Below are 12,259 nucleotides of genomic sequence, written 5' to 3' on the forward strand. Positions count from 1 at the left end.
GCACACCCCCGCTCTGCACAACACCCCGGCCCGCTACAAGACGTTGCGGTCCGCCCCCAACCCCCGCGGGGGCGCCCCGATGGGGGCGCCCCTTCTGCGTACTGCCTGCGGCCTACGCCGACTTCTCCTGCGGCCCCTGGTCCTTCGGGACGATCCGCGGGACCAGCGTCGGGTTGACGTTGGAGCGGACGACGTCGGCGGTGATGACCACGCGGGCCACGTCCTTGCGGGACGGGACCTCGTACATCACCGACATCAGGACCTCCTCCATGATGGCGCGCAGGCCGCGCGCGCCCGTCTGGCGGAGGATCGCCTGGTCCGCGATGGCTTCGAGGGCCTCGCGCTCGAAGTCCAGCTCGACACCGTCGAGTTCGAACAGCCGCTGGTACTGCTTCACCAGGGCGTTGCGCGGCTCGATGAGGATCTGGAGCAGGGCCTCGCGGTCCAGGTTGTGCACGGAGGTCAGGACGGGGAGGCGGCCGATGAACTCGGGGATCATCCCGAACTTCACCAGGTCCTCCGGCATGACCTCCTGGAACTGGTCGCTGGCCTCGATCTCGCGCTTCGAGCGGATCGTCGCCCCGAAGCCGATGCCCTTGGCGCCCGCACGCGACTCGATGATCTTCTCCAGGCCGGCGAAGGCGCCGCCCACGATGAAGAGCACGTTCGTCGTGTCGATCTGGATGAACTCCTGGTGCGGGTGCTTCCGGCCGCCCTGCGGCGGGACGGAGGCGGTCGTGCCTTCCAGGATCTTCAGGAGGGCCTGCTGCACGCCCTCGCCGCTCACATCGCGGGTGATCGACGGGTTCTCGCTCTTACGCGCGACCTTGTCGATCTCGTCGATGTAGATGATCCCGGTCTCGGCCTTCTTGACGTCGTAGTCGGCCGCCTGGATCAGCTTCAGCAGGATGTTCTCGACGTCCTCGCCGACGTACCCGGCCTCCGTCAGCGCCGTCGCGTCGGCGATGGCGAACGGGACGTTCAGCATGCGCGCGAGCGTCTGGGCGAGCAGGGTCTTGCCCGAGCCGGTCGGACCGAGCAGCAGGATGTTCGACTTCGCGAGCTCGATCGCGTCCTCGCGGCCCTGCGCGCCGCCGTTCTCGCCGGCCTGGACCCGCTTGTAGTGGTTGTACACCGCTACCGAGAGCGCCTTCTTCGCCGGCTCCTGGCCGACGACGTAGCTCTCCAGGAACTCGTAGATCTCACGGGGCTTGGGGAGTTCCTCCCACCGGACCTCGGAGGTCTCCGCGAGCTCCTCTTCGATGATCTCGTTGCAGAGGTCGATGCACTCGTCGCAGATGTACACACCGGGTCCTGCGATGAGCTTCTTCACCTGCTTCTGGCTCTTTCCGCAGAACGAGCACTTGAGCAGGTCGCCGCCGTCACCGATGCGTGCCACGAGGTGCTTCCCCTTCGCCTGGGAGACGCCTGGTTCAGCGCTCCTGGTGCCTCATATCCGACGGTACCTTGCCGGGGGCCCCGAACGGGGCCCCCTTGACGTGGTTCACATCGCCGAATTCGGCGGCGTGTCCACGCCAATTGGCGGCAAGGATCAGTGCGAGCTCTTACGGGTGGAGACGATCTGGTCGATCAGTCCGTACGCGAGAGCGTCCTCCGCAGTGAGGATCTTGTCGCGCTCGATGTCGTCGCGGATCTTCTCGATCGGCGTCGTCGAGTGCTTGGCCAGCATGGTCTCCAGCTGGTCGCGCATGCGCAGGATCTCGTTGGCCGCGATCTCCAGGTCGGAGAGCTGCTCACGGCCGGTGCCGCCGGACGGCTGGTGGATCAGCACGCGGGCGTTCGGCAGGGCCATGCGCTTGCCGGGGGTGCCGGCGGCCAGCAGGACCGCGGCGGCGGAGGCCGCCTGGCCCATGCAGACCGTCTGGATGTCCGGCTTCACGAACTGCATCGTGTCGTAGATCGCCGTCAGCGCGGTGAAGGAGCCGCCGGGGCTGTTGATGTAGATCGAGATGTCCCGGTCCGGGTCCATCGACTCCAGGCACAGCAGCTGCGCCATGACGTCGTTGGCCGAGGCGTCGTCGATCTGCACGCCGAGGAAGATCACGCGCTCCTCGAAGAGCTTCGCGTACGGGTCGTACTCGCGCACGCCCTGCGAGGTGCGCTCGACGAAGCGCGGGATGACGTAGCGGTTGTCCACCTGAGCGCCGGTGTAGAGGCCGCTCGCGGGAGAGAGGTTGTTCATGTGCATCTGGGTGTTCACCATCCTGGTGGCGTTCTGCGGGCTGAGGCTTGCCGGTGCGGGCGGGCGTACGAGAGGTCGCGCGCCGGGATCAGGCCCCGGTGCCGCCGCCGCCCGGCACGTTGGACGCGGCCGAGATGATCTCGTCGATGAGGCCGTACTCCTTGGCCTCCTGGGAGGTGAACCAGCGGTCGCGGTCGCCGTCGCGGATGATCGTCTCGACGGACTGGCCCGAGTGGAACGCGGTGATCTCGGCCATGCGCTGCTTGGTGCGCAGCAGGTACTGGGCCTGGATCTTGATGTCGGACGCGGTGCCACCGATGCCGGCGGAACCCTGGTGCATCAGGATGTCGGTGTTCGGCAGCGCGAAGCGCTTGCCCTTGGCGCCACCGGTCAGCAGGAACTGGCCCATGGAGGCCGCCATGCCCATACCGATGGTGACGACGTCGTTCGGGATGTACTGCATGGTGTCGTAGACCGCCATGCCCGCCGTCACGGAGCCACCGGGGCTGTTGATGTACAGGTAGATGTCCTTCTCCGGCTCGGCGGCCAGGAGGAGGAGCTGCGCGGTGATCTTGTTGGCGATGTCGTCGTCGACCTGCTGGCCGAGGAAGATGATGCGCTCGCCGAGCAGCCGGTTGTAGACATGGTCGCCGAGGCCGCCACCGATGGACGGCTCACCCGCGGCGTAAGGCATCAGATTCGTCACGTATCCACCTGCTCGTCTCCGACGGCCATGTGCCGTCTCAGCGTCTCGTTCTGGGGCGCGGTCCGGCCGGTGCGGACAAGTCCGCCGGCATCCGGGTACTCACGTGCCCCCGTACTCATGGACCCTAACGCGCAGGTAGGACAACGCCATCCCGCTTCCCGAACTGTTCGCTCGGAGCGCAAGGTCGCAGAGCCTTCCGGGGCCTGTGCCGAAGGGCCCGGACGCGGTTGCGTCCGGGCCCTTCGGGGCACTGCTCAGTGGGCTTCGCCCGGGGTGTTACTTGGCCTCTTCGGCCTTGTCCTCGTCACCCTCGACGACGGCCTCGACCGTCTCGACGGCCTGCTCCTCGTCCTCGTCGGAGAGGTCGACGACCTCACCGTTGGTGTCGACGACCTTGGAGGCCTCGACGACGACCGCGAGGGCCTTGCCGCGGGCGACCTCGCCGACCAGCATCGGGACCTGGCCACCCTCGACGACGGCCTGGGCGAACTGGTCGGGGGACATGCCGGAGGAAGCGGCGCGGCGCATGAGGTGCTCGGTGAGCTCCTCCTGGTCGACGCCCAGCTTCTCCTTGTTGACCAGCGCGTCGAGGACGAACTGGGTCTTGATGCCCTTGACGGCCTGCTCGGAGGTCTCGGCGTCGAACTCCTCGACCGTCTTGCCCTGGAACTCCAGGTACTTCTCGATGGTCAGACCCATCTGGCCGAGCTGGTGGTGCTCCAGGTTGTGCTTGCGGGTCTGGACCTCGTCCGCGAGGAGCTTCTCGGGGATCGGCACCTCGACGAGCTCCAGCAGCTTCTCCAGGACGCGCTCCTGGGCCTGCGTGGCCTGGTCGTACTGCTTCATGTTCTCGAGGCGCTTGCGGCTGTCCGCCTTGAGGTCCTCGAGGGTGTCGAACTCGCTCGCCATCTGCGCGAACTCGTCGTCCAGCTCGGGAAGCTCACGGGCGGAGACCTTGGTGACCTTGACGGTGACCTCGGCGTCCTTGCCCTCGGCGGAGCCGCCCTTCAGCTGGGAGGTGAAGGTGGCCTCGCCACCGGCCTCCAGGCCCTTGACGGCCTCGTCGATGCCTTCGAGGAGCTCGCCCGAGCCGATGGTGTAGGACACGTCGGAGGCGACGCCGTCCGGCAGCACCTCGCCGTCGACCTTGGCCTCCAGGTCGATCGTGACGACGTCGCCGTCCTGGGCGGCGCGCTCGACGTCCTTGGTGGACGCGAAGCGGCCGCGCAGCTGCTCGACCGACTTCTCGATCTCCTCGTCGGAGACCTCGATGGCGTCGACCTCGACCTCGATGCCGGAGTAGTCCGGGATCTCGATCTCGGGGCGGACGTCGACCTCGGCGGTGAAGGCCAGCAGTTCGCCGTCCTTCAGCTCCGTGATGTCGACCTCGGGCTGGCCCAGCGGGTTCAGGTCGGCCTCGTTGACCGCCTCGGTGTAGAACTTCGGGAGGGCGTCGTTGACGGCCTCCTCCAGCACCGCACCGCGGCCGAAGCGCTGGTCGATGACGCGGGCCGGGATCTTGCCCTTGCGGAAGCCCTTCACCGTGACCTGCTGGTTGATCTTCTTGTACGCCGCGTCGAGGCTGTCCTTGAGCTCCTCGAAGGGCACCTCAACAGTGAGCCGAACCCGAGTCGGGTTCAGGGTCTCCACGGCGCTCTTCACGGTTCGGTCTCCTTGTGGCTGACTGCTGGGGGTTCTGCCGTCGCGCTGCGATTCAGCGGTTCAGCGGACTTCGGCCCGGTACATCAGACACACGGGCACGCAGCTTGCATAGTAACCGCAAGCGGCAATCAGCCCACAACGCGATCTTGTGGAGACCCCCCCTGTGAACCCGGAGGGGACACTGCTGGTGGTCGGGGTGGCCGGATTCGAACCGACGACCTTCCGCTCCCAAAGCGGACGCGCTACCAAGCTGCGCCACACCCCGTCGGTGCGACACGTAGGGTACATGCCCGGAGACCCTCTGATGCGCGGGGTTTCCCGACCGGTTTCCGGCAGCTCCTCGCCACGGGCGCGAATGTGGTGTGCGTTCCGTCGATCCGACCCGCTAGGATGCTGTCCGTGCCGCGGTCCCCGGACGTGCGGCGCGCGCACTGCGGGCGTAGCTCAATGGTAGAGCCCTAGTCTTCCAAACTAGCTACGCGGGTTCGATTCCCGTCGCCCGCTCTGAACGACGAAGGGCCAGGTCAGAGGATGCTTCCTCCGCCTGGCCCTTAGTCATTCCCGGGGTGAGTGATCAGGGGGTCGTGTCCCCCGCGTGCCCCTTCCCCTTCGACGTGCCCCGCGTACCCTTCTTCACCAACTCGCTCAGCGCGTCGGCGATCAGCCGGTCCCGATCAGCGCTGGCGTGCTGGTAGATCAACGCGGCGCGGGCGGTGCTGTGGCCCATCCGCGCCATCAACTCCCGCGTACTCGCGCCGGTTGACGCGGCCAGCGTGTTCCCCGTGTGCCGAAGATCATGGAAGTGCAGCCCCTTGATTCCGGCCTCGCGGCAGGCCTTCTGCCACAGCCGGTTGAAGTGGTTCCGCCGCGGGGTCGCCCCCCCCTTGGCCCCGATGAAGACACGCCCATCGGCGCCGGCCCCGGCGTACTGCTTCAGGTGGTCGTTGATGTCCGGGAGGATCACGCCGGGGATCGAGACCGTCCTCTTGCCCGCGGCGCTCTTCGGCGCCTTCATCTCCCGCTGCCCGTTGCTCAGCTCGGCGACGGCCCGCCGGACGCGTACGGTCCCGTGCTCCAGGTCGACGTCCCGCCGATGCAGCCCAATGAGCTCACCCCAGCGCAGCTTGTCGGCACCCCAGCTCCGTACGAGCGGCGGCGAGATCTCCGCCAGGTTGACGGCGCCGAGGACCGGCTCTAGGTGGTGCTTGAGGAGCGAGCCGTAGAGCTGCCGCGTGGTGCTGGTCAGCTCGCGCTCTCTGATCCAGGCGACGGCGTACGGCCCGAAGGCGACCTTCCCGGCGTCCGGGTCGTGCCAGTCACCCCGGCGCATCTCGGTCTGCTTGTCGGCGAGCCAGTGCGGCAAGAGGCTGGCCTTCCCGAGTCGGCCGCCAGACCAAGCCACGCCGTCCGGCGCCGCCTGCCCGGGTTGCGGAGCCTGCCCGACCGGGGTTCACGGCTCCTACCTGCGGTTTCTGGCTGACGTCCCGAGCGCCGGACGAAGTGTCGTCCTCCAGCTGCGGGTCCGGCGGTTCCGGGCGCCCCGGCCGGCGTCCTCGAACCGGCGGGCGCGACGACGACGGCGGTCCTGGGCCTGGACGCCGGCGTCCACGTCACCAACACCCCACCGGCCACCGCCAGCCCCGACCTGGCACCCGGCCGTCCCCACCCCCCTGAACCGCCGGCTCCGGCCCGGAACCCGCAGTGGCGGGGCCGGGCTGGGGCCGGGGCCGGAATCGGACTGCGGTCAGCGGCAGTTGGCGGTGCTGTTGTAGTTCGCGGTCACGAACCCGTTGGTGTTGTTCGTCTTGAAGAAGTGCGAGCCGTCGTACAGGCTGCGGCCGAATCCACGGAATGTGAGCCAGAACCGGTTCTCGCGAACAAGATGGGCGAACCATCCGGCGCCGGCGAGCGCGCCGGCGGCAGGTCGGCGGTGAGCGCGACCCGCCACACGGTGGTCACCGCGGCGAGCTTCGGGCGGTGACGGGCCGGGGCGGAGCGTGTGAAGTAGAGGCGGTCGGCTGCGATGGCGCCCCACTCCCGGTGGAGTCTCCCGGCGTCCTCACCCTGGAGAGGCAACTCTGAGAAGGCTCAACGAGCCCCGTCCTCTTTGGAGGGCGGGGCTGTTTTGCGTTGTCGCGGTTCAGCTGTCCTGGCGGACCAGGCGTCAGAGACGCCGTGTAGGCGCGGCAGCTTCCGCTCGCCCGTCGGCTCGGCTACGCCGAACGTGCCAGCTCCACACTGTGTGTCCCATGAGAGCCACGGCGACGACGCATGCTGCGACACGAGTTACGTTCCAGGTTATAGCGAAAACCGGCCCTTGCGAGTCCGCCTCTACTCTCAATCGCTGGGTCGCCTCGAAGAAGGCGATGAACGGAACGAGCAGACGGAACAGAAGGCCACCAATTCCGGGCGTTCGCGCTACGTTCCCCATGAGCCCCAAAGGCGCACCAAACACGAAAGCCGCTATTCCCCACACGAGAATTTGCCCCTCGCTGGAGGCATCAGATTCCAACTGCATTTCAGCCGGAACAGAGGTGGCGGGTTCCATTCCAGCCGGAATGGTGGGATTCATGTCTTTGAAAACATAGTATGCGACTACACCGATGGTCAATCCCAAGGACGCCAACAATGCCGACTCGATTTTAGATCGACGGAAATAGCCCACCAGTAATGCGTAGCAGGCCCACGGCCAACCACTAGAAAAAACAATACTCGCGGCCACACAAACGGGATTATCCCATTTCCCGACAACTGGGCCCACTAGGCCAAGTAGCAAACCCGCTCCGAGAAACACAGTGACCGGCACAACGCGAGCACGTATAAATCGTGTGATTGTCCTTCCCCCGTTCAGTGGGTAAGTCCGAGTTGGAGGTGGTGCCACTCTGGGGCTGCGCGGGCGACCGAGCAGACCCAGAGAGGCTCACCAACTTACCGCACCTTCCGAGGAGTTACTGCTCGGTGCGGGCGATCAGAACCTAATCGACGCTGTAGTAGCTGGAGCAGGTGTAGGCGAGACCCGCAGTGAGGTTCGCGTTAGAGGTGTTGCCGGCTGCAGCCCAAGCGCGACGCGTACTGCCCGCGAGCTTCACCGTAGACGAGTGCCCCTTCGTCTGGTGATAGTAATTCGAGTAGCAGTACTTATTGACTACCCCGGGGCTGACCTCTGTTGCGTACCAGCCGTAACACCAGTTGCCACCGCTGGACGGGGTGAGGCATGTAGTCGACAGTGGACTAAAAGAGCCCGTCGAAGCGTCCATCTTGAACGTCACCACACCCCATTCAGAGGGGTTGCCCAGCCCTGCAGGCGGCTGGGTACCATCCCCGCGGTGATGGACGGTGACGGTGGCTCCGGAGGCGCTGGTGGTTGCAGACGCGTCCGCGGTAGCCGGCGTCGCGAGGCCTACAGCCGCAATGGCTGCGCCCGCGATGGCGAAAGCTACGGATCTACCGGCAATTTTCACGAAATTCCCTCCCTTGATTCCCCCTGTCGGGAACGGGAGAAATCCTTCACAGGTCCGCACCTGCCAGCAAAGGAAAATTGAACCATTGACTCAAAAACACCCTGATCGATTCATGCGGTATCGTCAGGATATTTCTAGATTCCTCATCGCCTAATCCAAGATGATTAGTCTGAAAAGTTGCCCAGTCCGACACTTCAGTCATCCATCGTCTTCAGTGCTGATCGATGGCCGATACCTAACGTGTTTCACCAGGGCCCGGTTGATTGCCCGGCAATATGGCACCGGGCTACGGGCGGCTGGGTGTTCTCAGCAGCGGACGCAGCAGGGGCCCGCGATGGAGAGCCCGCCCAGGGTCGGTCAGCCAGTAGCAGAGCTGCCCGGCCCGATAGAACGACTCGGGGCCCAGGTGGTCGACGGGGCGTGCGGCGCGGCCCGCTTGGCAGGCTCGATCGCTCGGAGTTCCGGCGGCCAGTGAGAACGATCTCCTGGGTTTCTTTTCCAACAGCGCTGACCCAGCCGTCCGCTGACCGTTGACGGCCTCGGCCCCAAGGCCGGAGCCGTCAACAGATCACTTCTCCGCCCACCAGCCGACCGGGTGGGCCCTGGCGCAGCCGATCCCGCCCGGGCGCCGCGGCAGGAAGCCCCGGACCACCACGCCACGGCCTGGTGCTGTCATCGGTCCGGCACTGTGCCCGACTGCCTACTCCGTCTGCTCCGGCGCCAGGTCAATGAGCGCCTTCTCGAAGTGCTGCTCGACACCGAGCGCGCGCAGGAGGTGTCCAATTAGTAGTGCTTTGTTACTAGGGGCCCCAGTATGACCAGCAACGCGCCTACCTGCCCGGAGGGCAGCCAAGCCACGCAGTTCGGCGGATTCGTGCTCTGCCGCCGGGAGGACGACGGCGAACGGGTCTGCCGGTCGCTGTGGAAGCGCCCCGCTCGGCATGTCTGGTGGCACTGGGCCGACCGGCCGCACGAGGCGTTGGAAGCACGCCCGATGCCGGAGGTGTTCCGCTGACATCCGTGTCTGCACTCGTGCCCCTCGTGTGCCCGATCAGACGGCGCGTGGTGGGGAACCACGGTCATCTGTGGTGGGCGCTCGGCTCGCGTGCAGGTCAGGGGGTTGGCCGGCCAGGAGAGATGCGCGTACGCGATCTTCCAGACTAGCTACGCGGGTTCGATTCCCGTCGCCCGCTCTGAAGCACGAAGGGCCAGGTCAGAGGATGTTTCCTCCGCCTGGCCCTTGGTCATTCCCGGGGCGCGGGCCTTGCCGTGGTCCATGCGGGAGCCCGCTTCGTGTGGGCAGGGCCAGGTCGGAGGGTGCTTTCCCCGAGCTGGTCCTGAGTCGCTTTCAGGGCTTTGCGGGGTTTTCGATTGACGCCGCACGCGTTCACCGGTGTACTCCCACGCATGCCGGATGCGGAAGCGACCCAGCGGTATCTGGAGACGAGGCTGTCCCAGTACCAGGAGTGGTACGACCGGAAAGCCGTCAGGATGAAGGCCATGCATCTCAGGATGCGGACCGTGTCCGTGGTCGGCGGCGCCCTGGTGCCCGTGCTCGTGAACATCGACCTGCCGTTCGCCCGGATCTCCGCCACGGTGCTCAGCCTGGTCGTCGTCGGCTCCGTGTCGCTGGAGAGCGTGTACCGGTACCGCGAGATGTGGAAGAACTACAGGTCGACCGAGCAACTCCTCGGCCACGAGCGGGTCTACTTCGAGAACAGGGTGGGGCCGTACGCCGGCCTCGCGGACGCCGAGTCCTTCACGAGGCTGGTCTCACGGGTGGAGAAGGCCATCGCCAACGAGAATTCGGCCACCTTGAACGTCATGACCCTGGGCGGTCAGGTGAACGCCGACCTCCAGGCCCAGTACGTCATCCCCGAAGCCAGGCAGGAACACCGGGACCTCTAGAGCTTGATGTTCGCGATCATCGTCGCGAGGGAGTTGAGGAAACGGTTCACGTCGTCCGCGATCGAGCTGGACGCCAGGAAGAAGCCGAAGAGGGCCGCGACGATGGCGGGCCCCGCCTTGATGTGGTTGCCGCGGATCAGCACCACCAGGATGACCGCCAACAGAACCACCACTGACAGCGAAATGGCCACTACTGATCACACCTTCGGTCGTCCCCTGGTCGGCCCGGGGCGCACGGCCACGCACACCCCCACATGGACCATCCTCCCACCAACGGGCCCCGCCTATCCGCCCCGTGACGCATCACCATCGTTCCGTTTCTGCCAACCTCACGTACACAACACACATTTCGGGCGCGGGGCGGGTGTCACGGGCGGGTCTCACGGGGCAGTGAGGCCGAGCAGGGAGCGGACACGGGCGTATTTCACGGACAGCCGCTCGCGCGTGGGGCCGTCCAGTACGGAGAGCCGTACGGGATCGGCGTTGTGCGCGAGGTCCGCCTCCTTGACGAGGAGGGCGCCCGGGGTGGCGAGAATGCGGGCCGCGTACTGCTCGACCGGCTCGCCGGGGCGCTTGGTGACGGCGAGGACGATGTCCTTCACGGACTGCGGGAGGGCGGCGGAATCCAGCCAGGTGAGGCTGAGTGCGTCGTCCTCGATGGCGTCGTGGAGCCAGGCCGCCGCCTGCTGCTCGGGGCTGCCGCCGCGCACGCGGACTCCCTCGGCCACGGCCGCGAGGTGCTCCGCATACGGCCGGCCGGCCTTGTCGGTCTGCCCCTCGTGCGCGCTGCGGGCCAGGGCCTCGACCTCGATGAGTGTCATGGGGCTGCTGGTCATGCGATCTCCCTTGCCGCTGTCCGCAGGGCCTTCGCGACCCGGTGCACATCCGCCTGCGTGGTCCGCCAGTTGGAGAACGCGGCGCGCAAGGCGGGGGTTCCCCCGTAGACGGTCGGAGTGACGAAGACCTCGTCGGTCACGGCCTCGCGCAGGGCGGTCAGCCGGGCCTGGCTGGGGTCGGCGGCCAGGGTGAAGCAGACGACGTTGAGCCGGACCGGGGCGAGCAGGGTGAAGGCGGGGTCCTGCGAGAGCCGCTCGCCCAGGGCGCGGGCGCAGGCGATGTCCCGCTCGACGATCTCCCGGTGGCCCTGGCGGCCGTACGCGCGGAGCGTGAACCAGGCGGCGAGGGCCCGCAGCCGGTGGGAGTTCTCCGGTGTGAGGTGGACCAGGTCGGGGTGGTCGCCGAGGGGGCCGAGGTAGGCGGCGGCGTTCTGGAACACGCGGGCCTGGAGGTCCTGCCTGCGGGTGAACTGGACGGCGCTGTCGTAGGGGACGTTGAGCCACTTGTGCAGGTCGACGCAGAGGGAGTCGGAGGCGTCGAGGCCGTCCGCGAGGTGGGCGTGGTCCGGGGAGAGGGCGGCGAAGGCGCCGAAGGCGGCGTCGGTGTGCAGCCAGAAGTCGTGGCGCTCGCGCAGGGCCGCGACGGCCCGCAGGTCGTCGAAGTCGACCGTGTTGACCGTGCCCGCGTTGGCGACGACCACGGCCGGGCCGGGCGTGTCGGCCAGGGCCCGCTCCAGCGCGGCCGGGTCCACGGCCTCGCGGCCGGGCAGGGTCGGGACCTTGACGAGGGAGCCCCGGCCGAGTCCGAGGACGGACAGGGCCTTGGCGATGGAGGAGTGCGGAGCGCCGGAGAGCACGCGGACGGGGCCGAGGGCGGCCACGCCGTCCTCGGCCGGGGCGACGCCGAGGCGTTCGCCGAGCCATTCGCGGGCGACGGCGAGGCCGGTGGTGTTGGACATCGTGGCGCCGCTGACGAAGGTGCCGGTGTGGGCGTCGGAGAGGTGGAAGAGGTCGCGGAGCCAGCCGACGGTCTCGCGTTCGAGGTCCTGGCCGGCGCCGTCGAGGGCCGAGTTGGAGTTCTGGTCGTGGGCGGCGGTCAGCCAGTCCCCGGCGAGGGCGGCGGGGGTGGCCCCGCCGGTGACGAAGCCGAGGTAGCGGGGGCCGGCGGAGGCCGACAGCCGGGGCTCCCAGCGCTCCCGGAAGGCGGCGAGGGCGGCCTCCGTGCCGGTGCTGTGCTCGGGGAGGGGCTCGGGTCCGTGCGGCTTACCGGCGGGTGGTACGACGGGCTGCGCGTCCAGGGCGCACAGCGCGTCGGCGGCGGCGCGGCGGGTGGTGTCGAGGAGGTCGGGGAGCCGTGCGAGGTCGGCGGCGAGCGTGCGGTCCATGGGGGCACGTTAGGCGTCGCCGGGGTGACGGGGGCGGGCCAATCCGGCGCGAGTGGCCCGCCCGCCCGACCTGGCCGGCTGACCCGGCCGACCTGGCC

13 protein-coding genes and 2 tRNA genes are annotated in these 12,259 nt (G+C 67.7%); 4 read left to right on the top strand and 11 right to left on the bottom strand.

All coding sequences use genetic code 11. The annotated features are described in order from the left end of the window. Positions 1-112: 112 nt before the first annotated feature. The 5 genes from clpX to ACFCZ1_RS13095 all read right to left on the bottom strand — a co-directional run bounded on the left by clpX (position 113) and on the right by ACFCZ1_RS13095 (position 4,836). The gene (clpX, locus tag ACFCZ1_RS13075; RefSeq protein WP_376678452.1) at positions 113-1,399 is read right to left on the bottom strand and encodes an ATP-dependent Clp protease ATP-binding subunit ClpX; all 1,287 of its coding nucleotides are present in this window, start codon (positions 1,397-1,399) and stop codon (positions 113-115) included. Positions 1,400-1,552: 153 nt separating this feature from the next. Then, complete coding sequence (locus tag ACFCZ1_RS13080) at positions 1,553-2,224, bottom strand: ATP-dependent Clp protease proteolytic subunit (RefSeq protein WP_376678453.1); 672 nt, start codon at positions 2,222-2,224, stop codon at positions 1,553-1,555. Between the two features lie 67 nt (positions 2,225-2,291). Continuing rightward, on the bottom strand, positions 2,292-2,909 hold the full coding sequence (locus ACFCZ1_RS13085) for an ATP-dependent Clp protease proteolytic subunit (RefSeq protein ID WP_376678454.1): 618 nt from the start codon (positions 2,907-2,909) through the stop codon (positions 2,292-2,294). Positions 2,910-3,185: 276 nt separating this feature from the next. After that, entirely contained in the window at positions 3,186-4,571 is a 1,386-nt protein-coding gene (gene tig, locus ACFCZ1_RS13090) for a trigger factor (RefSeq protein WP_376678455.1), read from the bottom strand. A 188-nt stretch (positions 4,572-4,759) separates the two neighbouring features. Then, positions 4,760-4,836 (bottom strand) — tRNA-Pro (locus ACFCZ1_RS13095). Between the two features lie 168 nt (positions 4,837-5,004). Here ACFCZ1_RS13095 and ACFCZ1_RS13100 point away from each other — a divergent pair. Next, positions 5,005-5,075: transfer RNA gene (locus tag ACFCZ1_RS13100), tRNA-Gly, on the top strand. 70 nt (positions 5,076-5,145) lie between these two features. Here the strand turns inward: ACFCZ1_RS13100 and ACFCZ1_RS13105 are convergent. Beyond that, positions 5,146-5,934, bottom strand: coding sequence for a tyrosine-type recombinase/integrase (locus ACFCZ1_RS13105; RefSeq protein ID WP_376678456.1), 789 nt, complete (start codon positions 5,932-5,934; stop codon positions 5,146-5,148). Here ACFCZ1_RS13105 and ACFCZ1_RS13110 point away from each other — a divergent pair. Continuing rightward, the gene (locus tag ACFCZ1_RS13110) at positions 5,912-6,343 is read left to right on the top strand and encodes a transposase family protein (RefSeq protein ID WP_376678457.1); all 432 of its coding nucleotides are present in this window, start codon (positions 5,912-5,914) and stop codon (positions 6,341-6,343) included. The genes ACFCZ1_RS13105 and ACFCZ1_RS13110 overlap by 23 nt on opposite strands. Here ACFCZ1_RS13110 and ACFCZ1_RS13115 read toward each other — a convergent pair. Beyond that, positions 6,316-6,519 carry a hypothetical protein gene (locus ACFCZ1_RS13115; protein WP_376678458.1) on the bottom strand — a complete coding sequence of 68 codons (204 nt, stop codon included), beginning with the start codon at positions 6,517-6,519 and terminating at the stop codon, positions 6,316-6,318. The two genes, ACFCZ1_RS13110 and ACFCZ1_RS13115, sit on opposite strands and share 28 nt — an antisense overlap. Before the next feature lie 1,027 nt (positions 6,520-7,546). Further along, a complete protein-coding gene (locus ACFCZ1_RS13120) occupies positions 7,547-7,828 on the bottom strand; it encodes a lactococcin 972 family bacteriocin (RefSeq protein ID WP_376678470.1) in 282 nt (93 codons plus the stop codon). Between the two features lie 1,018 nt (positions 7,829-8,846). Here ACFCZ1_RS13120 and ACFCZ1_RS13125 point away from each other — a divergent pair. Next, the gene (locus ACFCZ1_RS13125) at positions 8,847-9,047 is read left to right on the top strand and encodes a dehydrogenase (RefSeq protein WP_376678459.1); all 201 of its coding nucleotides are present in this window, start codon (positions 8,847-8,849) and stop codon (positions 9,045-9,047) included. Positions 9,048-9,439: 392 nt separating this feature from the next. Next, positions 9,440-9,940 carry a DUF4231 domain-containing protein gene (locus tag ACFCZ1_RS13130; protein ID WP_376678460.1) on the top strand — a complete coding sequence of 167 codons (501 nt, stop codon included), beginning with the start codon at positions 9,440-9,442 and terminating at the stop codon, positions 9,938-9,940. On the opposite strand, the gene ACFCZ1_RS13135 is transcribed toward ACFCZ1_RS13130, so the two are convergent. The 3 genes from ACFCZ1_RS13135 to ACFCZ1_RS13145 form a co-directional block, all read right to left on the bottom strand. Then, complete coding sequence (locus tag ACFCZ1_RS13135; protein WP_150519620.1) at positions 9,937-10,131, bottom strand: hypothetical protein; 195 nt, start codon at positions 10,129-10,131, stop codon at positions 9,937-9,939. The two genes, ACFCZ1_RS13130 and ACFCZ1_RS13135, sit on opposite strands and share 4 nt — an antisense overlap. 189 nt (positions 10,132-10,320) lie before the next feature. Next, positions 10,321-10,776, bottom strand: coding sequence for an HD domain-containing protein (locus ACFCZ1_RS13140; RefSeq protein ID WP_376678461.1), 456 nt, complete (start codon positions 10,774-10,776; stop codon positions 10,321-10,323). After that, positions 10,773-12,161, bottom strand: a complete 1,389-nt coding sequence (locus tag ACFCZ1_RS13145) for a pyridoxal phosphate-dependent decarboxylase family protein (RefSeq protein ID WP_376678462.1) — start codon at positions 12,159-12,161, stop codon at positions 10,773-10,775. The genes ACFCZ1_RS13140 and ACFCZ1_RS13145 overlap by 4 nt, the downstream gene beginning before the upstream one ends. Positions 12,162-12,259: the final 98 nt, after the last annotated feature.

This window comes from Streptomyces sp. NPDC056224 (assembly GCF_042267665.1).
In the GTDB taxonomy this organism is placed as follows: domain Bacteria; phylum Actinomycetota; class Actinomycetes; order Streptomycetales; family Streptomycetaceae; genus Streptomyces.